The 26871-nt window shown below is 61.9% G+C and carries 23 protein-coding genes and 2 pseudogenes; 8 read left to right on the top strand and 17 right to left on the bottom strand.

Annotated features, from left to right (window positions below; genetic code table 11):
• Window positions 1-421: 421 nt before the first annotated feature.
• The 8 genes and pseudogenes from N2A41_RS00600 to N2A41_RS00565 form a co-directional block, all read right to left on the bottom strand.
• A pseudogene (locus N2A41_RS00600) lies at window positions 422-533 on the bottom strand (glyoxalase superfamily protein); the annotation flags it as partial.
• 89 nt (window positions 534-622) lie between these two features.
• Window positions 623-1801 carry a GGDEF domain-containing protein gene (locus tag N2A41_RS00595; protein WP_260109978.1) on the bottom strand — a complete coding sequence of 393 codons (1179 nt, stop codon included), beginning with the start codon at window positions 1799-1801 and terminating at the stop codon, window positions 623-625.
• A 173-nt stretch (window positions 1802-1974) separates the two neighbouring features.
• Window positions 1975-3021 (bottom strand): dihydroorotase, encoded by a 1047-nt coding sequence (pyrC, locus tag N2A41_RS00590; protein ID WP_260109976.1) that lies wholly within the window; start codon window positions 3019-3021, stop codon window positions 1975-1977.
• 104 nt (window positions 3022-3125) lie between these two features.
• A complete protein-coding gene (locus N2A41_RS00585; protein WP_260109975.1) occupies window positions 3126-4307 on the bottom strand; it encodes an MFS transporter in 1182 nt (393 codons plus the stop codon).
• Window positions 4308-4642: 335 nt separating this feature from the next.
• Entirely contained in the window at window positions 4643-5275 is a 633-nt protein-coding gene (locus tag N2A41_RS00580) for a nucleoside triphosphate hydrolase (RefSeq protein ID WP_017966818.1), read from the bottom strand.
• Window positions 5272-6054 carry an ATP-binding cassette domain-containing protein gene (locus N2A41_RS00575; RefSeq protein WP_017966817.1) on the bottom strand — a complete coding sequence of 261 codons (783 nt, stop codon included), beginning with the start codon at window positions 6052-6054 and terminating at the stop codon, window positions 5272-5274. Before N2A41_RS00575 ends, N2A41_RS00580 begins: the two co-directional genes overlap by 4 nt.
• 2 nt (window positions 6055-6056) lie before the next feature.
• A complete protein-coding gene (locus tag N2A41_RS00570) occupies window positions 6057-7121 on the bottom strand; it encodes an ABC transporter permease (protein ID WP_026154411.1) in 1065 nt (354 codons plus the stop codon).
• A 155-nt stretch (window positions 7122-7276) separates the two neighbouring features.
• Window positions 7277-8296, bottom strand: a complete 1020-nt coding sequence (locus tag N2A41_RS00565; RefSeq protein ID WP_017966815.1) for a sugar ABC transporter substrate-binding protein — start codon at window positions 8294-8296, stop codon at window positions 7277-7279.
• A gap of 229 nt (window positions 8297-8525) precedes the next feature.
• On the opposite strand from N2A41_RS00565, the gene N2A41_RS00560 reads away from it, so the two are divergent.
• Both N2A41_RS00560 and N2A41_RS00555 read left to right on the top strand, forming a co-directional pair.
• Window positions 8526-9773, top strand: coding sequence for an ROK family transcriptional regulator (locus tag N2A41_RS00560; RefSeq protein ID WP_260109974.1), 1248 nt, complete (start codon window positions 8526-8528; stop codon window positions 9771-9773).
• Complete coding sequence (locus N2A41_RS00555; protein ID WP_260109973.1) at window positions 9757-10227, top strand: RbsD/FucU family protein; 471 nt, start codon at window positions 9757-9759, stop codon at window positions 10225-10227. Before N2A41_RS00560 ends, N2A41_RS00555 begins: the two co-directional genes overlap by 17 nt.
• A gap of 115 nt (window positions 10228-10342) precedes the next feature.
• On the opposite strand, the gene N2A41_RS00550 is transcribed toward N2A41_RS00555, so the two are convergent.
• Both N2A41_RS00550 and N2A41_RS00545 read right to left on the bottom strand, forming a co-directional pair.
• Complete coding sequence (locus tag N2A41_RS00550; protein ID WP_260109972.1) at window positions 10343-10825, bottom strand: RidA family protein; 483 nt, start codon at window positions 10823-10825, stop codon at window positions 10343-10345.
• Window positions 10826-10845: 20 nt separating this feature from the next.
• Window positions 10846-11292: a cupin domain-containing protein gene (locus N2A41_RS00545; protein ID WP_170279216.1), complete on the bottom strand. Its 447-nt coding sequence runs from the start codon at window positions 11290-11292 to the stop codon at window positions 10846-10848.
• Window positions 11293-11408: 116 nt separating this feature from the next.
• On the opposite strand from N2A41_RS00545, the gene N2A41_RS00540 reads away from it, so the two are divergent.
• The 4 genes and pseudogenes from N2A41_RS00540 to N2A41_RS00525 form a co-directional block, all read left to right on the top strand.
• Complete coding sequence (locus N2A41_RS00540; protein WP_260109971.1) at window positions 11409-12941, top strand: winged helix-turn-helix domain-containing protein; 1533 nt, start codon at window positions 11409-11411, stop codon at window positions 12939-12941.
• Window positions 12942-13286: 345 nt separating this feature from the next.
• Window positions 13287-13961, top strand: coding sequence for a hypothetical protein (locus N2A41_RS00535; protein ID WP_260109970.1), 675 nt, complete (start codon window positions 13287-13289; stop codon window positions 13959-13961).
• A 468-nt stretch (window positions 13962-14429) separates the two neighbouring features.
• A complete protein-coding gene (locus N2A41_RS00530) occupies window positions 14430-15974 on the top strand; it encodes a putative bifunctional diguanylate cyclase/phosphodiesterase (protein ID WP_260109969.1) in 1545 nt (514 codons plus the stop codon).
• A 234-nt stretch (window positions 15975-16208) separates the two neighbouring features.
• Window positions 16209-16346: pseudogene (locus N2A41_RS00525) on the top strand (TetR/AcrR family transcriptional regulator); the annotation flags it as partial.
• 724 nt (window positions 16347-17070) lie between these two features.
• On the opposite strand, the gene N2A41_RS00520 reads toward N2A41_RS00525, so the two are convergent.
• From N2A41_RS00520 to N2A41_RS00500, 5 genes are all read right to left on the bottom strand, one after another.
• A complete protein-coding gene (locus N2A41_RS00520) occupies window positions 17071-18108 on the bottom strand; it encodes a 4-hydroxyproline epimerase (protein ID WP_260109968.1) in 1038 nt (345 codons plus the stop codon).
• A 15-nt stretch (window positions 18109-18123) separates the two neighbouring features.
• Window positions 18124-18834 carry an SDR family oxidoreductase gene (locus N2A41_RS00515; RefSeq protein ID WP_260109967.1) on the bottom strand — a complete coding sequence of 237 codons (711 nt, stop codon included), beginning with the start codon at window positions 18832-18834 and terminating at the stop codon, window positions 18124-18126.
• Between the two features lie 9 nt (window positions 18835-18843).
• Complete coding sequence (locus N2A41_RS00510; protein ID WP_260109966.1) at window positions 18844-20094, bottom strand: NAD(P)/FAD-dependent oxidoreductase; 1251 nt, start codon at window positions 20092-20094, stop codon at window positions 18844-18846.
• Between the two features lie 115 nt (window positions 20095-20209).
• Complete coding sequence (locus N2A41_RS00505; RefSeq protein ID WP_260109965.1) at window positions 20210-21487, bottom strand: alpha/beta hydrolase; 1278 nt, start codon at window positions 21485-21487, stop codon at window positions 20210-20212.
• Window positions 21488-22117: 630 nt separating this feature from the next.
• Window positions 22118-23014, bottom strand: a complete 897-nt coding sequence (locus tag N2A41_RS00500) for an aldo/keto reductase (RefSeq protein ID WP_260109964.1) — start codon at window positions 23012-23014, stop codon at window positions 22118-22120.
• 401 nt (window positions 23015-23415) lie between these two features.
• Between N2A41_RS00500 and N2A41_RS00495 the strand changes: the two genes are divergently transcribed.
• Together N2A41_RS00495 and N2A41_RS00490 are read left to right on the top strand one after the other, a co-directional pair.
• Window positions 23416-24765, top strand: coding sequence for a cation diffusion facilitator family transporter (locus N2A41_RS00495; protein WP_222386640.1), 1350 nt, complete (start codon window positions 23416-23418; stop codon window positions 24763-24765).
• Window positions 24766-24837: 72 nt separating this feature from the next.
• A complete protein-coding gene (locus N2A41_RS00490; protein WP_024323399.1) occupies window positions 24838-25116 on the top strand; it encodes a metal-sensing transcriptional repressor in 279 nt (92 codons plus the stop codon).
• 222 nt (window positions 25117-25338) lie between these two features.
• Here the strand turns inward: N2A41_RS00490 and N2A41_RS00485 are convergent, their stop codons facing one another.
• Window positions 25339-25974 carry a TetR/AcrR family transcriptional regulator gene (locus N2A41_RS00485; RefSeq protein WP_260109963.1) on the bottom strand — a complete coding sequence of 212 codons (636 nt, stop codon included), beginning with the start codon at window positions 25972-25974 and terminating at the stop codon, window positions 25339-25341.
• 19 nt (window positions 25975-25993) lie between these two features.
• Window positions 25994-26665: a class I SAM-dependent methyltransferase gene (locus N2A41_RS00480; RefSeq protein WP_260109962.1), complete on the bottom strand. Its 672-nt coding sequence runs from the start codon at window positions 26663-26665 to the stop codon at window positions 25994-25996.
• Between the last annotated feature and the right edge of the window lie 206 nt (window positions 26666-26871).

Raw genomic sequence — 26871 nt, 5'->3', positions numbered from 1 at the left:
TTGCCAGCATCCGGGTTCGAAAAGCGCGCCAAGCGGAGATCACGGCGAGCAGCAAGAACAAGCCTGCCAAACCAGCCCACAGAGAACCGCCTTGCGTCAGGTTGTCACCTTCGGGAGTGAGGTAGCTGGATAGGGCTTGCAATATGCAATCTCGAAACTTCCAGTACCTTTCATAGAATAACCATCCGAAAATGCAACTTTTCCCCGATATATCTTGCTCTGACTAAGAAGAAACCGTACCGCGCAGCTACACGTCTCTTCTCCCCAGCGGGGAGAAGGTGCCGGCAGGCGGTTGAGCGGCAAAGCCGCGAGTGTCCGGAGCGCAAGCGCAGGACAATGAATGGAATGCCGTGTGGCCCCCTCATCCGACCCTTCGGGCCACCTTCTCCCCGCTGGGGAGAAGAGGGAGCCAAGCCGTGACCATGTAGCGGTAGTCCTTGCCTGAGAGTTTCGGCGTGATAGGCCCGCACATTGGCGACGCGGACGAAGGCCTTGGCGCCGGGGCTGGCGTCGCCGGAATGTTCGCTGAGGTTGTCTGGATGCATTCACCTTAACGCAGAAGCGTCGCGGGGCGGCTGGCCGCATCCGGGCGAGGGCGATGTTATGGGAGGTCAGCCGGGAATCAAGACGCGGTGCGTGTTGCTTCGACGGGAACCGCCTTGAGGTAGCTGGCAAGTTCGACCCGGTTGCGGCCGGCGCGCTTGGCGACGTAGAGCGCCTTGTCGGCGGCACTCAGCATGGCGTCGAAATCCAAGCTCTTCGAACGGCCGGGGGCGACGCCGACGCTGACCGTGAATGTCAGCACTTCGTCGTCGATATGGATCTCGCGCGCTTCGAACGCCCTGCGGATGCGCTCGGCCGTGAGTTCCGCCCGGCCGGGCATGATCTCCTTCAGCACCAGCACGAATTCCTCGCCGCCGAGCCGGGCAGCGGTGTCGCCGGTGCGGCAATGGGCCGAAAGCTCGCCGGCGAAGACATTGAGCACGCGGTCGCCGGCGGCATGGCCGAAGCGATCGTTGACGGATTTGAAATGGTCGATATCGAAGACGATGACGGCCGTGGTCGTTCCCATCGGACGCGTGCCGTATTGGTCGAAGAGGGCACGACGGTTGAGCAGGCCGGTCAGCGGATCGGTGATCGCATCGAGACGATGGCGGGCAGCGAGCCGCCATTGATGCAGCGCCAGCGACAGCGCGCCGATACCGGTCATGCCGGCAATGCAGACGGCAAGGCTCAGATCTTCGGCCCAGTTGCTGGGGGCTTTGCCGAGCACCAGCTTGCCGTCGGAGATCAGCACGGCGGCGCAGAGAACGAAGGAGATCGCCGTCAGCGTATAGAGCGTGGTAATGCCGAGGAGCGGCGCGGGTGCTTCGGCGCGGGCGAGCCAATATTGCCGGGCGGTGGCAAAGAGCAAAAGGGCGATGGCGAGATTGTCCGCGATGAAAGCCAGGCCATCATAGCCCGATAGCATCGGCACGACGGAGAAGACCATCGCCGCAAGCGCGCGGATCGCGATGGCAAGGAGAGACATCCGGCCGGTGAGGAATTGTTTGCCTGCTCCCCAGATGGTGGCAAAACCGGCATGAAACAGCACGAAATTGGCAACGCCGAGCCATGTCTTGGGCGTATTGACATAGCCGCTATAGACGAAAATGCCGCTGACGACGAGGACAAGGCCGACGGTGGCGGTGAGCAGCACGGTTTCCGCGCGACGGACAAGCCAGCTGCCCATCAGCGTCACCGCAAGGCAGGCCGCGGAGACGCCGAGCGCCAACAACAGGGAGTTATAGTCAAGCATCATGCTTTTCAGTCTCCGCAGCTGTTGTCGCATCGAATGGCGGCTTACCGGTCTGCGAGGAGAAATGTCTTATGCATCCGTTAACAAATGATGCACTGCACAATGCAAATGTTACGCGTTTAACGTCGCGTCGAACTTTAAAATGAATATTCTATTTAAAATTGAAATCCGAAAGCTTACTCCTGGTGCAGCACCTGCCAGCGCAGGGGAAACATCGGATCGAACACCGTCACCGGACCGGCGCCGGTTTCAATCCTCGCGGGAAAGACGACCGGCTCGGCCTGCCGTGACAGGGTGATGCGCTCCTCGTTCGGCTGCAGCCCGTACCAGGCCGGCCCGTTCAGCGACACGAAGGCTTCGAGCCGTTCCAGGGCGCCCTCCTGTTCGAAGACATGGGCGAGGCAGCTCATCGTATTGACCGAGGTATAGATGCCGGCGCAGCCGCAGGCGCATTCCTTCAGCGGATCGACATGCGGGGCGGAATCCGTGCCGAGGAAGAAGCGCGGATCGCCGCTGACGGCCGCCGCACGCAAGGCCAGCCGGTGGTTTTCGCGCTTGGCGACGGGCAGGCAGTAATAATGCGGGCGGATGCCGCCGACGAGGATGGCGTTGCGGTTGATGATCAGATGGTGGGTGGTGATCGAGCCGGCGAGATTGCCCTTGGCCGCCTTGATGTAATCGACGCCATCCCATGTCGTCACATGCTCCATCGTTACCTTCAGCTCCGGCAGGCGCTGGCGCAGCGGATCGAGCACGGTGTCGATGAAGACGGCCTCGCGGTCGAAGATATCGACCTCCGGCGTCGTCACCTCGCCATGGACGCAGAGCGGCAGGCCGATCTTTGCCATGCGCTCCAGCACCGGCATCGCCTTTTCCATGTCGCGGACGCCGCCATGCGAATTGGTCGTGGCGCCGGCGGGATAAAGCTTGACGGCGGTGATGAGGCCGCTGTTCTTCCCCTCCTCCACATCATCCGGGCTGGTATGTTCGGTGAGATAAAGTGTCATCAGCGGCTGGAAGCGATGGCCGTCCGGCAAGGCTTTGAGGATGCGCTCGCGATAGGCCCTGGCGTCAGCTGACGTGACGACCGGCGGCACGAGATTGGGCATGATGATGGCGCGGGCGAAGGTGCGGCTCGTATCAGCGATCACGCCCTCCAGCATGGCGCCGTCGCGCAGATGCAGGTGCCAGTCATCAGGACGGCGGATGGTGATCGATTGCATGGCAGGCCTCCGAAGCGATGCGTCTGCGGTCTCGATAACACTAAAGCGCATCGCATTGAAATTGATTCATGCGGCGGGCTTTCGCTCTTTTCATGCCCGCTGCTCTATCTCCGAACCGATCTTATCAGGCACAATGCCGCTCCGAGCAGACAGAGACCGGCGCAAAGCTCGAACAACGACCAGTAGCCAAAGGATTGCGCCCAAAGGCCGGTCCCGAGCCCCGAGAAAAGAAGGCCGGCATTCGCGCTATTGCCAAAGAGGGCCGCTGCGATTCCAACCCTGCCAGGCAACAGATCCTGCAAATGAGCCATGCCGACGATACTGATGATCGCGATGCCTGTCGCCCGCAGCAACTGCGCAAGGTAGAGCGTCGTCAGTGAAGGCCAGGGGATCGGCAACAGGTAATAGACGGCGAAGACCCCGAAGCCGGCCAGCAGGAGCAGCCTGTTCGCCCCGCGTGCCGGCCGAAACACGAACAGGCTCATCACAATCACCTCAAGAAGCGCGCAGAGGCTGAACAGCAGGCCGACGTCCGCCTCGGATCCCAACTGCTGGGCAACGACGATCGACACGGCATTGGCACCGGTGAACATGGCCGTGTGAAAGGCGGTAAGCGCCAACACGGCAGGCGCTGTGGACATCAAAACGTCCAGCGTCAGGCGCTGCCGGCTTGCTGTATCCGCCACGACCTCGATGCGGCTCACCAGCACGACCGCCAGCGCCAAGGCGGCGAGCAAAGTTGCGCCGACATAGATGCCATCGAGGTCCCAGTAGCGAACAAGAATGGCGCCCAGGGCTGGCCCGACGGCCCAACTCAGCGAATTGCACGTGCGCAGCGCCGCCATGCCCTTGGCGCTCGTCTGCTCGCCTGTGCGATCGAGATAGCCTTTCGCCGTCGCAAACAGCAGGGAGAACGAGGCAGAACTGATACCGAAGAGGACGGCCGCGTTGAGAAACAGCATCCACGGTTCGCTCGCCACCGCGCAGAGACCGAACCCAGCCATCTTGGCCAGCAAGGATATCAGCAACGGCCACATCATCGGCTTGCGGTCGTGAAAGTGGCCAAAGATCGTCGTGACGACGATGCCTGAGATCGCCGACAGGCTTAGAAAAGCTCCCAACTGCAGAGGCGACATGCCGACCTTATCAACGGCGAGCAGGGCGATGTAACTGAAGGCCATTGCCTCGGCGAGCATAGCGAAGAGGATTGCAATCAGTGCGGCGGGGAAGAATGGAACGCGAAAAAGGGCGAAGATCGCGCGCGTGATGGGCAGGCTGAACGCCATATGTCATCTCCAACGGGATGAGGAAGAGGCATGAACGCACAGACTTCATCGAAAATCCGGCGAGGAGAGCCCGACGCATCGCGTGACTTCTTACATGACGGACATGCCGGCACCCCGCCAAAGGAGGGCACCGACCAAACGGCAGGGTGTGTGGATGTTATCCTTCGCGACCATACTCAAGCGCAAGTCCCTATTTGCCCGAATTCGGCCGACTTGCTGCGAAACCTTGATTCACAAGAGGCGCTGCCAGCACCTTGTTATGCCTATCGGCATCCGGAACCGCTACGCAGGACCGGGCGGTATGGATTGTTCCCATGTGAGAACAATCCGCGGCATCACGCCAGCGCGATCTCCAGCGTCACATCGGCCGGGCGGCGGTTTTCGAGGATCAGCCGGCCGTTCGGCAGGTCGTTGCCGTAGACCTTGGCGCTGGCGGCTTCCTCGGTCAGGTTGTAACCGCGCCAGCGCGCCCAGAGCCGCTCTTCGAGCACCTCGATCGGCGGCGCCAGCATGATCGAAAAATCGAAGACGCCTTCGAGTTCGGCCCATTTGCCGAGCGAAAACAGCAGATAATTGCCCTCGACGATGATGAAACGGTGATCGGGGGAAACGGGACGGGCCGAGGCGATGGCGAGTTCGCGGGAACGGTCGAAGACCGGCACCAGAACCTCCTGATCGGCCCGCCTGACGGCGCGGATGATATCGAGGAAACCGCGGACATCGAAGGTCTCGGGGATGCCCTTGCGCGCCAGCAGGCCGCGTTCGATCAGGATGGCGTTGTCCATGTGGAAGCCATCCATCGGCAGGACTTCGGCACTTTCACCCCTGGCCTTCAGCGCTTCCGCCAAATTGTCGGCCATGGTCGATTTGCCGGCGCCTGGAGGTCCGGCGATGGCGACCAGGAAACGCTTGGAATGGCCGGCGCGGTCAAGAACTGCGCCGGCGATTTCATCGATGCGTGCGTTCATGCGGCGACCGGCTCCGTCGGCACCGCCTTGGCGCCGGTCATGAAGGCGACGGCGTCGGACATGGTGTACTCCTTAGGATCGATTACCGTCAGCCGCCGGCCGAGACGGTGGATATGGATCCGGTCGGCCACTTCGAAGACATGCGGCATGTTGTGGGAGATCAGCACGATCGGCAGGCCACGGGCGCGCACGTCGAGGATCAGTTCCAGCACGCGGCGGCTTTCCTTGACGCCAAGCGCTGCCGTCGGTTCGTCCATGATGATGACCTTCGAGCCGAAGGCGGCGGCGCGGGCGACCGCGACACCCTGGCGCTGACCGCCGGAGAGCGTTTCCACCGCCTGGTTGATGTTCTGGATGGTCATCAAGCCGAGTTCGGACAGCTTGTTGCGCGCCAGCTTTTCCATGGCCGGCCGGTCGAGCATGCGGAACATCGAACCGAGCACGCCGGATTTGCGGATCTCGCGGCCGAGGAACATGTTGTCGGCGATCGACAGTGCCGGCGACAGCGCGAGGTTCTGGTAGACGGTTTCGATGCCGGCTTCGCGCGCTTCCATCGGCGAGCGGAACTGCACCTGCCGGCCTTCGAGGGTGATCACTCCCTCGTCGGGGGTGACGGCGCCCGATATCGCCTTGATGAGCGAGGATTTGCCGGCGCCGTTATCGCCGATGACGGCGAGGATTTCACCCGGATAGAGGTCGAAATCGGCATTGTCGAGCGCGGTCACGCGGCCATAGCGCTTGACGAGACCGCGGGCGGTGAGAAGGGGTTCGCGATCCATGATTACACCGAAACCTTTCTGATCCACTGATCGATAGCGACGGCGGCGATGATCAGCACGCCTGTCAAAAGGACTTTCCATTGCGGGTCGGCGCCGAGCATGTTGAGGCCCATCGAGACGACGCCGACGATCATGGCACCGAAGAGCGTGCCGAGGATGGAGCCGCGGCCGCCGAACAGCGAGATGCCGCCGATCACAGTCGCAGTGATCGCCTGGAGGTTAAAATCGGTGACGGCCGAAGAGGGCGAGATCGAGCCGTTGCGGCCGATCGAGACCCAGGCGGCCAAGCCGGCAATGACGCCCGAGATGGCGTAAACGGTCAGCAGCACCTTCTTGGTCTGAATGCCGGAGAGCTTGGCTGCCTCCGGATCGTCGCCGACGGCATAGACATGCCGGCCCCAGGCGGTGTGATTGAGGACATACCAGAGGACCACGACGAGCAGCACCATGGCGATGACGCCGACGGTCAGCACGGCGCTGCCGAGCTTGAAGCTCACGGCGAAAAGATGCAGCAGCGGCGCCTTTTCGTCGACGTCGGTGTCGCGGATCGTCTCATTGGCGGAATAGATGAAATTCGTCGCCATGACGATGTTCCAGGTGCCGAGCGTGACGATGAAGGGCGGCAACTTCATGTAGGCGACGAGGAAGCCGTTCAGCAATCCGCAAAGGCCGCCGACAAGCATGCCGGCTGCGACCGCGATCGGCGTCGGTATGCCGTAGGTGATGGCGACATTGCCCATGATCACCGCCGAGATCACCATGATGACGCCAATCGAAAGATCGATGCCGGCCGTCAGGATGACCAGCGTCTGGGCGGCGCCGAGAATACCGACGATGGCGATCTGCTGCAGGATCAGCGTCAGCGTATAGGACGAGAAGAACCGTCCGCCGATGGTGATCCCGAAAATGATGATCGCCAGCACCAGCACGATCAGCGGCACGGCGGCCGGCGTCGAGTGAAGAAAATGCTGCGCGCGCTTGATCAGCGAGACATTCTCGTGCTCGAAGGAGGCAACGCTCTTGTCGCTGCCGTCGAGGACACGTTCGAATTCCTGTGTTCCGGTCATGGTTCCTCCTCCGCATCCGCGCGCCGAACTCGCGCGGGGGCCGTCACCGATATCCATCCGGTCTTTGATTAGCCGGTTCGTGAGGCGACGGCACATCGTCCGTCGAAAACGACCGGGGATCAAGCCCCGGCCGGTCTGCTTTCAACAATCAGGGCTCAGCCCCAGCACTTGTCGGTGCCTTCCTTGGTGTCGATCGACTTGACGCCGGAAACCGGCTTGTCGGTGACGAGCGAGACGCCGGTGTCGTAGAAGGACTTGCCTTCGGTCGGCTTCGGCTTTTCACCACTGTCGGCGAACTTCTTGATCGCTTCGACGCCAAGGGCTGCCATCATCAGCGGATATTGCTGCGAGGTGGCGCCGATGACGCCTTCCTTGACCGACTTCACGCCCGGGCAACCACCGTCGACCGAGACGATCAGCACGTTCTTTTCCATGCCGACAGCCTTCAGCGCCTGATAGGCGCCGACAGCGGCCGGCTCGTTGATCGTGTGGATGACGTTGATGCTCGGATCCTTCTGCAGAAGGTTTTCCATGGCCTTGCGGCCGCCTTCTTCATTGCCGTTGGTCACGTCATGACCGACGATACGAGCATCGTCCTCGTCGCCGATCTTGTTCGGGTCCTTCGGATCGATGCCGAAGCCCATCATGAAGCCCTGGTCGCGCAGAACGTCGACCGTCGGCTGCGACGGAGTGAGGTCGAGGAAGCCGACCTTGGCGTCCTTCACCTTGTCGCCCAGCGTTTCCTTGGCCCACTGGCCGATCAGCTTGCCGGCGAGCAGGTTGTCGGTGGCGAAGGTGGCGTCGGCGGCATCGGCCGGCTCCAGCGGCGTGTCGAGAGCGATGACCAGCAGGCCGGCATCACGGGCCTTTTTGACCGAAGACACGATGCCCTTGGTGTCGGAAGCAGCAATCAGGATGCCCTTTGCGCCGTCGGCAATGCAGCTTTCGATCGCAGCCACCTGGCTTTCGCTGTCACCGTCGACCTTGCCGGCATAGGACTTCAGCGAGACGCCGAGTTCCTTGGCCTTGGCCGTCGCACCTTCCTTCATCTTGACGAAGAAGGGGTTGGTGTCGGTCTTGGTGATCAGGCAGGCAGCCACGTCAGCCGCCATGACAGGAGCGGAAAAGGTGACACCAAGCGCGAGCGCGCCGAAAGCGAGAACGGATTTCTTCATGGAACTCCTCCCAGAGTTTGCCGGCGCCGCCCCTGCGGGGCCGGAAGCTTAAGATATGACACTTCGCCGTGGATCGCTAATGCCTCCCAGCGGTCCCGTGCCCTTGACGACGGCAATTAAGAGCGAAAAGAAATTGGCTTGTCAATAAATAAATCCAATTGAATTATTAATTCGATGTGGCATGCTCGAACGAATTAGGGCAATAGGCCAACGATCGGGAGGAGCGGCCATGTCGTCCTTGGATGGACCGGAACACACGCCGGTCCCGCCACCAATTCTCAATCCGGCCGGAGGTGCAAACCAGGTCAGGGTGCGAGCCTATAACGAACGGCTCGTGCTGTCGCTGGTGCGTCTCTACGGCGCGCTGTCGAAGGCCGATATCGCGCGCCGCAGCGGGCTGTCGGCGCAGACCGTCTCCGTGATCATGCGGGTGCTGGAAAAGGAAGGGCTGCTGTCGCGCGGGGAACCGGTGCGCGGCCGCGTCGGCCAGCCGTCGATCCCGATGCATATCAATCCCGATGCCGTCTATTCCTTCGGCCTGAAGATGGGCCGGCGCAGCGCCGATCTGGTGCTGATGGATTTCGTCGGCCGCATCCGCATGCAGTTGCACCGGACCTATGCCTATCCGCTGCCGGATGAAATCCTCGCCTTCGTCACCTCGGGCATCCGCGAGCTCGAAGACCGGCTCGACGACAAACAGCGCGGCCGCATCGCCGGCCTCGGCATCGCCGCCCCCTTCGAGCTCTGGAACTGGGCCGAAGAGGTGGGTGCGCCGCCGGGCGCCATGGAGGTCTGGCGCGACGTCGACCTGCAGGCCGACGTCGCCTCTCGCGTCTCCCATCCGGTCTTCATGCAGAACGATGCGACCAGCGCCTGCGGCGCCGAACTCGTCTTCGGCGTCGGGCCGTCCTACCCGGATTTCGTCTATTTCTTCATCGGCTCCTTCATCGGCGGCGGCATCGTGCTCAATTCGGCGATCTTTTCCGGCCGCACCGGCACGGCAGGCGCGATCGGGCCGCTGCCCGTGCGGGGCAAGAACGGCGAGACGAAGCAGTTGCTCGAAATCGCCTCGATCTTCGTGCTCGAGAATATGCTGCGCGAACGCGGCATCGATCCAGAGCCGCTCTGGTATTCCGCCGACGACTGGGTGGATTTCGGCGAGCCGATGGAAGCCTGGATCCAGGACAGCGCCAAGGCGCTGGCGCAGGCGATCGTCGCCGCCGCCTCGATCGTCGATTTCAGTGCGGCCGTCATCGATGGCGGCTTTCCCGATTGGGTGCGCAGCCGCATGGTGCAGGCCACCATCGACGAAGCTGCCAAACTCGACCTGCAGGGCGTCGTCATGCCTGAAATCATCGAGGGCGCGGTCGGCGCCCAGGCGCGCGCCATCGGTGGCGCCAGCCTGCCGATCTTCGCGCGTTACCTCACCGACCAGAACGTACTTTTCAAGGAGATAGACCATGCTGAAAGGACTTGATCCGCTGTTGAGCCCGGAGCTGCTTTTTACTCTTCGCGCCATGGGCCACGGCGACGAGATCGCCATCGTCGACGGCAATTATCCGGGCGTCGAACATGCCCGCCGGCTGATCCGGCTCGACGGCCACCACCTCATCCCGGTCCTCAACGCCGTGCTCAGCGTGCTGCCGATCGACGATTTCGTGACTGATGCGATCTTCCGCTCGACCGTCAAGGCCGAGCGCGACAAGCTCGACCCCGTGCACGAGGAGATGATCGACTGCTGCGCCCGCCACGAGCCGCATCGGCAGGTGGTGCCGCTGATCGGCCAGGATTTCTACGGTAGGGTGAAATCCGCCCATGCGGTGATCCAGACCGGCGAGCCCAGGCTCTACGCCAACATCATCCTGCGCAAGGGCGTGATCTATCCGAAGGAGGCGGACCCCCATGCTGACGTTGATCCCTTCGTTTACTAGAGCATGATGCCGAAAGTGTGAGCGGTTATCGGACGACACCATGCTCTGACGATCTGGCGTGGAACAGGATTCAGATTTTAGGCCAAACTGGCCTAAAATCATCCTGTTCTGGCGGTCACCCGTCTATTTCGACTTCCGCTTCACAGTTTACGGGCGCATTCAAAGGGATGGCCATGCCGATAGACGAGCGGGCGTGGGCGCCAACGTTGGGGCCGTACAGCTCCAGTATCAGATCGGAATAGCCGTTTGTGACCAGCGGCGTCTCATTGAAACCCGGAGCAACATTCACCATGGCGAAGACGCGCAGCCAAGCCGTGACCCGATCAAGATCTCCGACAGCACGTTTGAGACTGGCGAGATGGGCCAGGGCAACGAGCCGGGCTGACGCGTAACCCTGCTCCGGCGAAACATCCGCTCCGACCTTGCCAAGCGGAGCTGCCAATGTCCCATCGCGGTTGCACGCGACGTGACCCGAAATATAGGCGCGGGTGCCGCGCACCCGAACCCAGGCGAATGGCATATGCAGCCCCTCGCGAACTTTCAAAGGTTCGGGCAATTCCAGACCGATTTCGGCCAGACGTTGTTCGATGATGGCCATGGTGCACCTCCCGGTATGAATTAGCTTACGATGTTGTCGAGCTCCGGCATCAGCACGACGCTCTCGTTGGCTGCAGGGTCGTTGCGGGCACCGAGGAATTCGGCGTTTTCGGTGCTGCGATTGACGGCCACATGCGGAACGCCGGCCGGAATGAAGAGATAGTCGCCGGCGTGGACCAGTTCGCACTGTTCGAGCTCCGACCCCGACCAGATCTCGATTTCTTGGCCCCCAGTCATCAGAAGGGCCGTCTCGTGTCCCTCATGGCGATGGGCATTGGTTCGTCTGCCTGCGGGTAGCGAAATCATCCCCAGCCACAGCATGCTTGACCCGACGCTTTGTGCCGAGACGCCCGAGCGATAGACCGACCCTTGCTCGGCGACATGGCTGCCGCTCCCGCGTACGACTTTCGCGGTTAATCCATGAGGATTTTTCGGCGGATTTTTCGGTTGCGTTGCTTCGTTCTTCATCGCTCTCACCACTTCAACCGCTGCACTGGCGCAGACTCTGCGCGCTCAGCCGGCGCAAGTCCTGAAGCGGGGCCGAAAAATTCCGAAAAGCTGCGAAATCGCGTATCATCTCGGCCATGAACACACAGCACCTTGCCTTCGGCCACTTCGAGTTCATTGCCGAGAACGGATGCCTGTTTCGCGACAATAGGCCTGTCGCTATCGGAGCCCGAGGTACTTCCCTGCTTGCCGCTCTGCTTTCGGCACAGGGAGGTGTCGTCTCCAAGTCGGCCCTGATGGATGCGGTTTGGCCGGGATTGGCCGTCGAGGAAAGCAATCTTTCCGTTCAGATTGCCGCCCTTCGCAAGCTGCTCGGCCCTGCATCAGACGGCGGCGAATGGATCGTCACGGTCCCGCGGGTCGGGTACAGATTTGCCGGTCCGGTGGAGAGCCGGGCCGACGCAGCCGATAGCAGATGGCATGCGCAGACCAGTTCGATCCCGGCGATTGCCGTATTGCCGTTCGAAAATCTCGGCGGTGATGCTGAAAGACAGTATCTGGCCGACGGTATCGCCGATGATCTGATCATGGCGCTCGTTCGGTTCAGATGGTTCCGCGTCGCCTCACATGGGGCGAGTTTCACAAGGAGGGATGGCTCGAGGGATCCGCAATCTATCTCGCGCGAACTTGGCGTCGATTTTCTGGTGGATGGAGCTGTCCGGTATGCCGGCGATCGGATCCGAATATCGGTGCACCTCGCCGATGCAGCGAAAGGCGCCACAGTCTGGTCCGAACATTACGATCTTCAGGTGGCCGAGATATTTGCGGTGCAAGACGCCATCGCCGAGCGGATCGCGGCGGCGGTCGAGCCCGAGCTGCTGTTACGCCACGGGCTTCAGGTGGCTCCGCACACCGGCAACATCACTGCCTGGGACCTTGTACGGCAAGGCACATTCAAGTTCCACAAGGTCACGCAGTCCACCCACATAATCGCACGGCGATTGTTCCGCGAGGCTGCGGAGCTCGATCCCATGCTTCCGGAGGCGCAGATCTGGCGAGCGCGGGTCAATGCGGGCCTCATTGCCTACGGCTGGACTGATAACCCCGCCGCGGACGGGAGGGAAGGATTGGATGCGGCCCTGCGGGCGATCTATCTCGATGCGCGGAACCCATATTCGCACTATGCGCTGGCAATTGTGTCTGCCTATACAGGCAGGGCTGACCAGGCGATCCTCGCAGCGGAACGGTCCATTGAACTCGGTTCGAGTTTTGCCTTGGGCTATCTCGTCCTCGGCATGGCCCGTCTTTTTTCGGGGGATGCGGCCGGCGCGCGAAAGCCCCTGGCTCGCGGCCTCGAACTCAACCCCCATGATCAGCAGAATGGGGTTTGGTTCAGCCTCTTGATGCTTGCACTGTTCTTTTCGGGCAACGTCGAGAGCGCGCTCGAAACGGGACGTACGGCGCTAAAGGCGCGGCCTGACTGGCCGGCGCTTCTGCGCATTCAGGCGTGCTGCCATATGGCCGTGGGACATCGTGAGCAGGCTCGTCGCTTTGCTGCGGCTGCAAGCGATCTTTCCGAATCTGCCGGCGATGCGCTTGGTCCGTTCAGAGATGGCAACAAGGAATGGGCCACTCGCCTGAACGAACTGCTGCGAGAGACAGAACTTTAAAACGGCCGGTTGGCAAAACCTGTTCAGGATAGGCGCCGAAGAAGGGGTGATCTATCCTAGAGGGCGGGGCCTGGGTGCCCGGCATGTACGATCCCCTTCGTCTGGAGGAACAACGGCAAAAGTGCGCAGCGATTTGGTCGTCGGTAAGCTTTGGCTTTCGGGCCGGCTAAGGTCAGTCTTTCGCCATTCGTTCGATAGATGTTATGGTGCGGCCGGTGCGTTGGTCCGCCGCGCCGGCAAATCGCTCGGCTGCGAACGGCGCCTCACCACCAGGAGCCGACGTCGCGCGGCTGTATGGAGACGTGCGGGATCAGGCCGGTGAAGCGATGAGGACACGGATCTCAGATGGCACCTGACATGAGCACGTCTCCCCGTCGCAGCACTACCGGTCTGCGCACGTTTCTGGATCCTGAGCAACAGCGCGATTGGATAGAATGCGAGGCGGAGTTGATCGACGCCGAGGAGCGCTCGGAGTCCCTGGAACAGCGGTTCAAGTACGTCGCACGGTTCGAGAAGCTGCTTCGTCGCCCGCAGGCGCAAGATGTTCTGGAAATTCTCAGCGTATACGGACAAACCTGCATCCCCATCCCGCGCAAGACCGAGCGTCACTACTGGTCGGTTTCGTGCCTGCCCTCGACGTCCGACAAGCCGCTCATCCGCGTCAATGCGAGTTGGATGGAGCTTTTCACGCTCTATGCCGACGGCGAGGGCCTGCGTGCACGGTTCCTGGTGCATCTTTCGCATTTCACCACCGACCATTCACCCGCGCAGGGCAATGTGGACGAGGCTTTTCTCGAGGACTGCGTCACGACGCCCGAAGACGTCGGTTATTTTTTCCCACGCGGCGAGGACATTTTCGGCATCACTGTGCGAGGCTCCGCCTCGATCCGCAAATTCCTGGCGGAACGCCGCATGTTGCGCGCCATTCGGACTTTCAATGTGACGCACATGAACCGAGGTCGGAACGCCTATCAGGCAAGCCACTGCTACAGCCTGGGGGATAACATGCTGGCGGGTTGATCGGCCCTGGGATGCGCCCTACCCTGGCGAGACTGCGGAGCCGGCCCGCGGTCGCCGGCGACGCGGGGATGCTGAAAAGACGCGAGGGCGCTGTAAATCCGTCACGCCCATTCCTCTTCAAGGACTACTGATCCTCCGGCGGGTTCTTCAACCATTCGAAAATGGCAGATGGCGGCGACCGGCAGACACCATCGAATCGAAGCCTCATCCGATTTACGGGAAAGATATCCAATTCACGCAGCGAAACGCCCGCACCTTCGTCAATGCAAACGCGACATTAACCTTCGAAGGTGGACGATCTTACGGACTTGTCGGTGCTGCGCAGCTTGATCAACGACCGCAATGCCCGACGCGGCATTCGGGGATACGAGCATCAGCCATGTCGGCTGTTGATTGAAAGCATGTCGGGGACGATGCGGTCCTTCGAGCTGGCCATGATGGCTCTTCACACAACAGGAGCCTGTTCATATGCCTCGCATCCAACCAACCAGACCGCAGGTGGAGATCGTTGCCTGGCTGGCGGTCTTCCTGCTTCTCTTCTGCCTGTCTTGGTTCCTCCAATGGCATGAAGGGCTGGATCGTTTCATCGAGAAGCATCATGACTATCCGCTGGACCATGCGCTCCTCGCCCTCAATATCTCCGGGTTTCTCGGGCTCATTTATTCCGCACTGAGAATCCGGGATCTTTCGAGGGAGGTCAATCGCCGGCTGCAGGCCGAAAAGAACGTAGACTGGATTGCCTGTCACGACACGCTGACCGAACTGCCTAACCGCAGGTTTCTGCATTCCGTATGCGCGCAGGCGATGACCGATCAAAGCGAAGAAGCCTACGCCGTGTTCAGCATCGATCTCGACGGCTTCAAGAAGGTCAACGACCTCCTGGGGCATGATCACGGTGATGCGGTGCTGAAGACTGTTGCTCAGCGGCTCTCTTCCCTCTTTCCCCGCGAACACGTTTTCCGCCTTGGTGGAGACGAATTCGTTGTCCTGGCGCGGCGAACCGGAAATCCCGATCTTGCCGCGTTGGCGAACCGCATAGTGACCGTGATCGGCAAGCCGTTCACATTCAATGGTGTCGCCGTTGACCTCGGCGCCAGCGTCGGCTTCGCGCTTTTTCCGGAGAACGGCGATGACCTCAGTCAAGTCATTCGACATTCCGACTGTGCGATGTATGTCGCCAAAAAGCAGGGGCGCAATCTGGTGAAGCCCTTCGTGCCTTCGATGCAGGACGAGTTGGCGAAGCGCATTCGGATGGAAGCTAATCTGAGAGCAGCCATCAGGAAGGCCGAGATCGTTCCCTACTATCAACCGCTCGTGGACCTGAAAACGAATAGGATTATCGGCTTCGAGGCGCTGGCACGCTGGAAGACGGCCTCCGGCGAATTCATCCCACCGAACGAATTCATTCCGGTGGCGGAGGAAGCCGGTCTGATCGTCGAATTGACCGACCAACTGCTTCGCCACGCCTGCACCGATGCGCTTTCCTGGCCAAGCGAGATCGTCCTGTCATTCAACCTTTCTCCGATCCAACTGAGCGATCGGTTACTCGGACTCAGAATTCTCAAGATATTGGGCGATGTCGGTCTGCCCGCGCACCGGGTCGAACTGGAAGTGACGGAGAGCGCCATCATCCGGGACGCCGTTACGGCACGAATCGTCCTCGATGATCTGGTGAATGCCGGGGTCGGGATTGCTCTCGACGACTTTGGAACAGGTTATTCCAGCCTCTCGCAACTATCCAACTACCGGTTCGACAAGATCAAGATCGACAGGAGTTTCGTCTCTTCATTCGAAACCGACGATAAGCAAGACAAGGTGATCAGGGCGATCATCGCTCTCGGCGTGGGACTTGGCGTGACGATAACGGCCGAGGGTATCGAAGAGGAGAGCCAGCTTCAGCGGCTTCAGGACCTGGGTTGCGACATCGGCCAAGGTTATCTGCTTGGCAGGCCAGCGCCGGCCGAGAAGCTTGCCACAGGCCAGGCCAGCGCCAGAATTTTGCAACGCGGTTGATGGGCCGCTTATGTCGGCTCTGAATCAGAGCCGACACGAGCTTACCGACTTCAAGTTACGCTTATCAATGCCTCACTTTTCGGTCAAAGTTGCTTGGCTTTGTCGGCATCGAACGCATAGGACCTGACGCCATCGGCAAACAAGCGCTGTCCATCTGGCCGACCAGCCGTTCCACACTCTCCAAAACGTTCATCCTAAACCTTAAGCGACGGATGCTCACGCACTTGGGATGACCGAGGCAGCGAGGGTCACGTGGAACTCGGCGAACTCGTGCGCGCCGCCCGCGCCGTCACGCTCGACCGCCTGAAGGCGCGCCTGAACCAGGCGATATCAGCAGGCGAAATTCCAGCCTCGACCGACGTCCATGCGCTTGGCCACCGGTGGTGCTGAGCTCAGGCAGGGCTGATCGCGTTTCGAATATTGTTACGCGAGAGTGCGCCTGCGTCACCTTTGGTCAGTCGGTCGCGGAAGCTTGGTGGGGTCGCTGGCGCCGGCATTCAAGAGAGCCTCATCCTGAGGTGCCCCGAAGGGGCCTCGAAGGACGAGGCGGGCATTTCGGCGTCGGATCTATGCAAGGAGTGGCGTTTGCGACGTGTCCTTCGAGGCGATCCTGCGGATCGCACCTCAGGATGAGGAGCGTGGAGGATGCCGCGGCCGGCTCCCTCTACAACGGTTTTGAGCCGGGTCGGGCTAAGATCTCAGGCTGCTGACAAAGAGCGGACGCGCCATGCGAGAGGCGGGCGAGGAACGGAGAGGTCGCCGCATATCCTCTTCTCCCCTCGGGGAGAAGGTGCCGGCATGCAGATACAAGGGGGCCACACGGCACGCCCTTGCCGTAATTGCCACCCCGACGGCAAGCGCGCTGAACATGCAAAACGATACCGACATGGTCGAAGCCGCACGGGCGTTGTTGAAAAGACTGGCATCGGCGGCCCCCTCATCCGCCCTACGGGCACCTTCTCCCCGCTGGGGAGAAGAGGGAATCGAGACGTCGCGACATATCCCTTCGCCCCGTCTACGGTCGTCGGAAAGACGGGGCGAGACCGGTGGCTCGACCGAGGCAAGGTGGCGGCAGTCGGATGCGGCGTCCAACCGTTCATATCTCCCCGGCGGCCGGCCCCCAGACATCCGTCAGCGCAAAACCACCCGGATGCGGGTCAAAGGGATCTAACGCTACCTGGGTCAGGCCGAAGGTGAAGCCGCGGCCGGTGATGGTGGGGATGACAGCGGGGCGGCCGGCCACTTCGGTCACCGCCTGGAGGCCGACTTCGAATTCGGAGCCGATGATCGATTTCGAGGTGAAGGTGTCGCCGACCTTGGCCTTGCCGCGGGCATAGAGCGTCGCGAGATTGGCGGAGTTGCCGGTGCCGCAGGGCGAGCGGTCAGCTCGGCCCGGCCACATGGTGGTGCAGGTGCGCACCGTGCCATCGGCTTCGGTATCGCGGAACATGACATAGGCGACGCCGGAGATGGCCGGGATCTCGGGATGGACGACCTTGATGTCGCGGTTGATCAGTTCCTTGAGGATCATGCCGGCCTGGACGAGGCCGGCGGCATTGGCCTTCTCGATCGTCAGACCGATCTGGCCGACATCAACAAGCGCATAGAAGATACCGCCATAGCAGATATCGGCCTTGATCTTTCCCCAATGCGGCGTGTCGATTGCGACATCGAGCTCGTGCACGAAGGACGGCACCATGGTCAGCCGGACCTTCTCGCAGCGCCCGTCGCGGCAGGTCGCCGTCGCCTTGACGAGGCCGGCGGCGGTTTCGAGTGTGACGATCGTCTCCGGCTCTTTCATCTCGACGATGCCGGATTCGAGCAAGGCCGTCGTCACGCAGATCGAGTTCGAGCCGGAACTCGCATGCGCCTGGTCGGGCTGCAGGATGATGAAGGCGGCGTCCGCCTCCGGGTGCCGTGCCGGCAGCAGCAGGTTGACCGAGCCGATCGGCGCGCCGCGCGGTTCCAGGCAAAGGAAGCGGCGAAGCTCGTCGCCCTTCGGATCGGTGTTCAGCCAGTGCAGCTGGGCGGCGATGGTATCGCCGGGGATCTTCGGCACGCCGCCGATCGCGACGCGGCCGATCTCGCCTTCGGCGTGGACATCCAGCAGTTGGATCGTGCGCTTCCATCTCATATCGAAAACTCCAGATCAGACGTGACGGGTGACGCCGCCATCGACGGGGATATTCTGGCCGGTGATGTAACCTGCGCCTTCGGAGAGCAGGAAGGCCGCGGTCTTGGCGATCTCCTCCACATGGCCGATGCGCTTCATCGGGACCTTCTCGGCGGTCTCGGGCTTGTGGTTCAGGCTGTCGATATAGCCCGGCAGGATGCAGTTCATGCGGATATTGTCGGCCGCATAACGATCGGAATAAAGCTTGGTGAAGGCGCCGGCAGCGGCGCGGTAGGTGCAGGAAACCGGGAAGACCAGCGTCGGCTCGTAGGCGGCGAATGTGGTGATGTTGACGAAGGCGCCCTTGCCCTGTTTCAGCATGACCGGCGTCACCAGGCGGGCCATGCGCACCAGCGACAGGATCATCATGTCCGAGCCGAGCGTCCAGTTCTCGTCCGATATATCGAGCAGGTCGCCCTTCGGCGGATGGCCGCTCAGGTTGACGACGGCATCGATGCGGCCATAGGTCTTCATCGTCAGGTCGAAGATCGCCTTGAGATCCTCGGCCTTTTCGGCCACGCCGCGCGAGGCGACGCCGCCAAGTTCGGCCGCCAGCTTCTCGCAGCTTTCCGACGGCGACATCAGCGCCAGCCGATAGCCCTGCGCCGAGAGCTCGCGGGCGATCGCCTCGCCCATGCCGCGGCCGCCACCGGTGATCAGCGCGACGGGTTTGGTGGTTTCGGACATCGGGGCCTCCTAATAGCGGTCTATGCGGAACGGCGTCATGTCGAGGGATGGTTTGAGCCCGGTCACCATATCGGCGATCACCAGCGCTGTCGTTGCCGAAAAGGTCAGGCCGAGATGGCCGTGGCCGGTCGCATAAAAAACGCCGGGTATTTTCGACGAGGGCGAAATGATCGGGATCGTATCGGGCAGGGCCGGACGATGCCCCATCCATTCCGTTGTCTCCTCGACCTTGAGACCGGGCAGCGCACGCTGGGCATGGCGCACCAGCACACGCGGACGGCGGAAATCGGGCGCGGCATCGAGGCCGGCGAGCTCGACATTGCCGCCGACCCGGATGCCGCCCGCCGTCGGCGTCACCATGAAGGCGCGATGCGGCCAGATCACCGAATAGCGCATCGCGATGCCCGGCTTCATGATCTGCGTGTGATAGCCGCGCTCGGTTTCGAGCGGGATCGGCTCGCCGAGCTTTTCGGCGAGGAAACGGGTGTGGACGCCGGCGGCAAGCACGACCGAACCCGCCTCGATACGCCTGCCATCCTCGAGGAGAACGACGACGGTGCCATCGCCCCGGCTCTCGATATTCCTGACAGTGCCGGAGACGAAGCTTGCGCCGGCAGCCTTTGCGGCGTCTGCGAGTTTCACCACCAGCTTGTAGGGGTCGCGGATCGATTTGTTGTCGGGGAGCAGCACGGCTTTGACAATCGCCGGTGACACCGTGGGTTCGTAATGTTGGATGGCGCCGTTGCTCAAAATTTCGAATTCGAGGCCGTAGCGCTGCATCATGGCGAGATGGCCGCGATCGGCGGCAAATTCCGCCTCGGTCTCGTAGATTGCGAGACAGCCCTCCTCGGTCATCAACTCGGGCGCGCCGATCGCCTCGAGCATCTCTTTGAAATCGCCAAGCGCCCGGTTCGACAGGCGCATACCGGCATCCTCGATCTCTCTGAGGCGCGAGGGCCGGCCGGCAGCCAGGAAGCGTAAGAACCAGGGCAGCATCCTTACGGCATAAGAGGGGCGCAGCCAGACCGGGCCTTCGGGATCGAGCAGCCAGCCGGGGATCTTTTTCCAGGTCGAGGGACCCGAGCCGGCGGCAAAATCGAGCGCAATGCTTGCCATATTGCCGAAAGAAGTGCCGCGGCCCGGCTCGCCCTTGTCGATCAGCGTCACATCAAGGCCGCGCCGCTGCAGCTCGAAAGCGATCGAGGCGCCGATCACGCCCGCGCCGACGACCGCCACCCTCTTCTTCGTCTCATCCGCCATGCCATCAACCCATCGCACGGCAGACAGAAGTGCCGTCATGAATCTGATATATCACAACAAGATGCGATGCCTAGAGAATTTCCGTTTTTTCCGGATCACGGAATTGCTGGAATTTTTACTGGCTTTCCGGCAGGCCGGCGCCGACGCTGTCGCCGACCGAACCGACGGTATTGTTCATCGACTGGCCGAGACGCTTCAGCTGGGCGTCGTAGTTGCGCCGGGTGCGCGGATCGAAGATCGCAATCGGCGTGCTGACGGCAACGCTGACGGCGCTTCCGGCGGTCTGGGCAGCGCCCATCGCCACGGCGCCGACGGCCTCGCCGAGGCCGACATTGGAATCGGTGATCGCTTGGCCGGCAATCAGCCGGTCGCCGATCAGCTTCACCACCTCGGGGCTTTCGGCGAATTTGCCGTGGTTCAGCCGGTCGCCGCCCTTGAGCTTGGTGAGATCGAGCACGGTGATGCCGGCGGCCTCGAGCTTGCTGCGATAGGGCTCGACGGAGGGATCGATCTGGCCGAGCCGGTCGACATTGCCGGAGATGCGCCGTGACAGCGCCAGAGCCCGATCGTCCTGCGAGACGAAGATGGTGAAGTGCGGCCTGTCCTTGCCGAGGCTGGCGAACTGGCGGCCGAAGACATCGACATCGAGATCCGGCGAGGCAAGGATGACATTGTTGATCTTCGGTGCGACGTGGCCGTTGCGGATCGCCATCTGCCGCAGCGCTTCGACGGTGAGCCACGTGCCCATCGAATGGGCCATGATGGTGACGTCGCTGACGGCGGGATTGGCGGCGGTGCGGGTCAGCAGTTCCTCCAGCGCGTCGCGGGAATAGTTGGTGCTTTCCTTGTCGTAATTATAATCGAAGATGCTGCCGCGCGACGGCCAGGTGAAGACGACGGGCGCGACGTCGGCATGCGAATCGTGGACGATCTGTGCGAAGCGGTAGACGGCATCCTCATAACGATTGTTGAAGCCGTGGACGAAGACCAGTACGCGGCGGCTCTTCGGCATATGCGACTTCAGCCAGGTCTCGCCGGCCCGCTCGCCTTCCAGCGGATCGACGGAAACGGTGACGAAATCGCGCAGCGGATCGGCCGGCAGGCGGCTTGGCCATTGCACCTGGCCGACCTTGCGATTGGCTTCCGGCGGGATGGAGACATCGACGGCATTGACGGCGAGCCCGGTGCCGCGCTCACCGGAGAAAAGCACGGCGGGATTGTCGTCGGCAGCGCGTGTCGTGGCGACGAGAAGATCGACCTTCGACGTGCCGGGCGGCACGGTGCCGGCCGCCTGCATGACACCGACCGGCCTGCCGCCGCAGCCGGAAAGCGCCATCATTGCCACCAAAAGACCTGTCAGGGCCGCGCGCGAGGCGCGCCTTCTGCCGATCATGACCAACTCCAATCGGTTCACGCACCGGACAGGCGGCGCCCGTTCAAATAGTCCGACGACGCTTGTCGAGTCAAACCGCGGGCGGTGGAAGCCTTTTGGGGCGGAAAGAAAAGGGACTTGGGGGAAAAGAAAAAAGCCCGACGCGGGAGGAGGTGCGCCGGGCTCTTGATCCTGACTGACAACTGGGAGGAGGAGTGTTGTCAGTCCGATGTAAGAGCGCTGGGAGGAGGAGTGCGCTGCTTACGAAGATAGGTATAGCCAATTCTTTTGATTCGGAATAGCGAAAATACCGCAATGCAGCAATGCACTGCATGCAAGGCTTACCCTCAAAACAACAGGTCACCGCCTCATTTTGCAGCATGTTTGACCGGATGGTCAAAATTATGCCGAAAATTGCGGCCTCGGCGTCGCCGTTGGCTTGCCCCTCATCCGGCTGCCGCCACCTTCTCCCCGCTTGCGGGGCGAAGGGGATATGCCGCGACCTCTCCGTTCCCAGCAACCTCTCGCAGGGCACGTCCCCTCGCCCCGTCAGAACGGTGAGAGGGTGAGAGGGTTAGAGGGTTAGAGGGTTAGAGGGTTAGAGGGTGAGGGGCAGCGGCTAGCGCAACCAGAAAACCGTGGGTTTGCTCGTCAAGCAGCCTTGAAGACCTTCCTACCTTCGCCGTCGAGGCCGGAGAATTCCTCGTTCGAGAGGGTGATGTCGACGGCTGCGACATTTTCCTCGAGATGCTTGACCTTGGAGGTGCCGGGGATCGGCAGCATCACCGGGCTGCGCTTCAGCACCCAGGCGAGCGCGATCTGGCTAGGGGCTGCATTGTGCTTCTTGGCGATCGTATCGAGCAGCGAGCCCGGCTTGGCGAGGTCGCCGGCGGCCAGCGGATACCACGGGATGAAGCCGATATTGTGCTTGGCGCAATAATCGAGCACGTCCTCGCTGGTGCGGTCGACGAGATTGTAGCGGTTCTGGACGGTCGCGACCTTGAAATGCTTCGAAGCCGCCTCGATGTCGGCAACGGACACTTCGCTCAGACCTGCATGGCGGATCAGGCCGCTATCGAGCAGCGATTTGATCGCATCGAATTGCTCCCTGACCGGCACCTTCGGGTCGATCCTATGCAGCTGCCAGAGATCGATCTGCTCGACGCCGAGATTGCGCAGGCTCTTATGCACTTGCTGGATCAGATATTCCGGACGTCCGACGGGCAGCCAGATATCGGGACCGTGGCGGGTCAGGCCGCCCTTGGTGGCGATGACCGACTTGCCGCCATAGGGATGCAGCGCTTCCTTGATCAGCCATTCGGAGACATCGGGGCCGTAGGAATCGGCCGTATCGATGAAGTTGACGCCGAGTTCCGGCAGGCGCTTCAGCGTGCGGATGGATTCGGCATGATCGGAAGGCTCGCCCCAGATGCCCTTGCCGGTGACGCGCATGGCGCCGAAACCGAGACGATTGATCTCGATATCGCCGCCGATCCTGAAGGTACCTGACTTTGCTGCGTTGTATTGGGCTGCGGTGTGACTCGACATGGTCTTTCCTCTCTTATCAATCAATCATTGAAATCTGTGGAACGCTCGGAGGCGGATTGCACAGCCGCGGCACGGATGCCGAGGCTTTCGGAGATGCCTTCGAGCGCGAATGTCTGCCCTGATCGAAAGCGATGCCCGGCATGGTGAAGATCCGCCTATCGCGGGGATCATCAGAATGTGGCCGCTGCGACGCTTGCAGATATAGGACAGGACAGACCCGATAACAGGGCTCGACAAACGGGGCCGACGAAAGAAATGGTGCTGGAACAGCGGCGCCGGATAGACTCGCAAGGAGCGTTCGAGCCTCGCATGGAATTGGATCGCACCTGCAGACAAGAAGCCAACTTGACCTATCCTCTCCAGGGGGATAGGTCTAAATCCAGCTTGGATAGAGATCTGCAATGTTGGTCAGCATCAGGGAATGGTTCGGTTTCGGTCAAGGCGGTCGATCCCATGGCCACAGTCACGGCTCGCACGGCCATTCGCATGGAGATGCCGGAGGCCAGGGGCATACGCACGGCGTCGTCGATCCGAGCATCGCCTCGTCCCAGCGCGGCATCTGGGCGATCAAGTGGTCGTTCGTCATTCTGGCCATCACCGCGGCCCTGCAGCTCGTCGTCGTCTTCTCTTCGGGAAGCGTGGCGCTGCTGGCCGACACCATCCACAATATCGGCGATGCCGCCACCGCAATTCCTTTGTGGATCGCCTTCACACTTGTCCGACGGAAGCCGACGAAAACCTTCAACTATGGCCTCGGCCGCGTCGAGGACCTTGCCGGCATGCTGATCGTGCTGATTATTCTCTTCAGCGCCATCGTCGCCGGCTATGAGGCAATCGACCGCCTGCTGAACCCGCAGCCGATCACCCAGCTTCTGGCGGTCGCCGTCGCCGGCGTCGTCGGCTTCATCGGCAACGAGGCCGTGGCGGTGTTCCGCATCCGTGTCGGCAGGCAGATGAACAGCGCCGCGCTGATCGCCGACGGCTACCACGCCCGCACCGATGGTTTGACAAGCCTGGCCGTCGTGCTCGGTGCGGTCGGGGTCTGGCTCGGCTTTCCGCTCGCCGATCCGATCATCGGCCTGCTGATCACCATCGCGATCTTCGGCATCGTCTGGCAATCGGCGCGCGCCATCATCACCCGCAGCCTCGACGGCATCGAGCCGGGGATTACGGACGAGATCCACCATGCAGCAGAGCATGTCGCCGGCATCGAACGCCTGACGGACGTCAAGGCTCGCTGGATCGGTCACCGGCTCCATGCCGACGTTACGATTTCGGTCAGCGGCGACAAGCCCGTCGCGGATGCCAACATCATCGTGGCCAGGCTTCGCAATGAGCTTCACGCCCATCTTCCGGCGCTGGGTACGGCGAGCATCCAGATCGCCGAGGCAGCCGCCGAAGCGCCCTCCAACCATCGCAGCCACGGGCATCACCACGCTCCCGCTGCGTTCACGGTGAGTTCCCGATTGGCGACCGGATTGCTGGAGATTGTCGACACGCCGGAGGGTGAACGCATGCGGCTTTCCATTTCGAAACACGCAAAGGGGCTCGAGGCCGTCGTGGAGATCGCCCGCGATGGTCTCGTCGAGCGGCTGCCGCTGCTCCCTTCGCCGGCCGATCATCACGCCTTGATCAGCAACGTCGCTCCGGCCGAGCCTCACGCGTTCGATGCGGTGCTGAAGCTGATGGCAGGCGTCGACGTCGACGACCTTCCGTTTCGAATGGAAGCGCCGGAAGGCCATCATCACTGACTTGTCCCGGAGGCGATCCCCGGCGTAAGGTCGAGCGCCCTTCTGCTCGGAAGGATCGAGAACATGGACACGATGACCGAACCTCACACCCACGCCACCCATCCGGAGATCGTCAAGCGCCTGAAGCGGGCCGAGGGTCATCTGAAGAGCGTCATCACGATGATCGAGGCAGGCAAGCCGTGTCTCGATATCGCGCAGCAGCTCTCCGCGGTGGAGAAGGCGATCATCAACGCCAAACGGACGCTGATCCAGGATCATCTCGACCACTGCCTGGAAGAGACGGTCGGCGCCCTGCCGCGCGACAAGCGGCAGTCGATCGACGAGTTCAAGACGATTACGAAATATCTTTGAGGAAATGACCGAGGTTACCTGGCGGCCTATTCTTCGTGGGTAATGGCGGCCGCTTCGATGCTGCCGGTCTGCCGGTGGCCATCGACAAAGTGGGGCGCTATATCCTGCTTACAGTTTTGACGACGGGACTGGCCTGATGCCCTGGCAGCAAAGCGGACGACTGAAATCGTCAGAGGCGGTTGGAACCCGAAGCTGGGCTGCGCCGCCTCAGCCGGCCCCGCGTCAACGCCTGGTCTTTGCCTCGTCGCCGAATTCCGCCAGCATCTTCCAAAGGTCGGTGAAAATCTCCCGGGCGAAATCCTGCGGCGAAGCACTTGGCGGGCGCTGCTGCCAGAGCTCAGCCCCGACGCGCAGCGCACCGATGACGATGGCCGCAAGGACGCGCATGCGGGGCCGCTCGAGCGGATCACCTCCCTTGCGCAGCAGCAGCGCCTCGGCGAGCTTCTGTTCGAGCCTGGCGTATTTCAGCTGGTCGCGGGCCTTCAGCGCCGGCGTGCGATGGATGAGGTCGCCACTCGCCAAGCCAGGCTCGTCGACGGAGGCGATGACGGTTGCTGTGATCGCCGCCTCGACCGCCGCGACCGAGGATTCTGCCGATGGCCTTGCCGCGATTGCCGCCATCAGGCGATCGGCGAAGGCATCCTGCCAAGCGAAAACCACCTCTTCCTTGGAGGGGAAATAATCGAAGAAACTGCGTTTGGAGACATCGGCCGCCTCGGTGATGTCCTCGATCGTCGTGGCCTCGAAGCCGCGCTGCAGAAAGAGGGTCATGGCCGCCTGCTCGATGCGCTCGCGCGTCTGCCGCCGCTTGCGTTCCCGCCTGCCTTCGGTCGTCTCCGTCCGCTTGTTCTCAGCCATTCCGGCCCGGCATCATCGTTCAGCCGCCGGTTTCGTTGGAAAAGGCGGCGACGTCGTCGATATCGGTCTCGCTCTCGCGATAGCTGATGCGCTCGCGCGACAGTTCCAGCGGTTTGCTGCGCGAAATCCTGTAGACAGACGCCGGCGGCAGGTTGCGCACCGTCCCGCCGATGCGCACCGCCTCCAGGCCGAGACGGTCGAGGATCGGCCGCGGCACCGGGCAGCGCGGACCATAGGTAAACTGATAGACGGCCCCGCCCGGCCGCATATAGGCGAAGGCGCCGGCCATGATCGAGGCGATCTTGTCGGGCGACATGGAGAGCAGCGGCAGGCCGCTGACAACCGCGCCGACCGGTTCGCCTTCGAAAATATCAGCATGGGCGAGATGGGCGGCATCCATCTGCAATATGCGCGCCGTTGGGAACCGCGCCTGCAGCGAGGTGATGAACTCCGGGCCATACTCGATCAGGGTCAGATCCGCTTCGCTCACCCCCCGCGCCAGCAGCGCCCGGGTAAAGACGCCGGTTCCCGGGCCGAGCTCGATGATCGGACCGTCGAGTGCGGCAATTTCACTGGTCATGATCCTGGCAAGCGAATCCCCCGACGGCGCGATCGCCGCCACCCGAAGCGGGTTGCTGATCCAGCAGCGGAAAAAATGCAGGAAATCGGAGCATGCGGCCTTTGCAGTCATGACTATCCCACCCGTCTGAAATTCGATTGATTAGCAAATTCGACCATCGCGGCGAGCATGGCGATTCCAAGGCAGACGCGTCAATCGCTCCTGGCTGCGGCTTTTCGCAACACCATCGTCAACAGTTTGCGCGATTCTGTACTTATTGCATTTTTGCATTCGATGCAACATCGTACGAACGACAGCTGGGGTAGGACATGCCGTAT

This window comes from Rhizobium sp. SRDI969 (genome assembly GCF_025152725.1).
Lineage (GTDB): Bacteria > Pseudomonadota > Alphaproteobacteria > Rhizobiales > Rhizobiaceae > Rhizobium > Rhizobium leguminosarum_I.
This window is presented reverse-complemented; position numbering and strand designations above follow the sequence as displayed.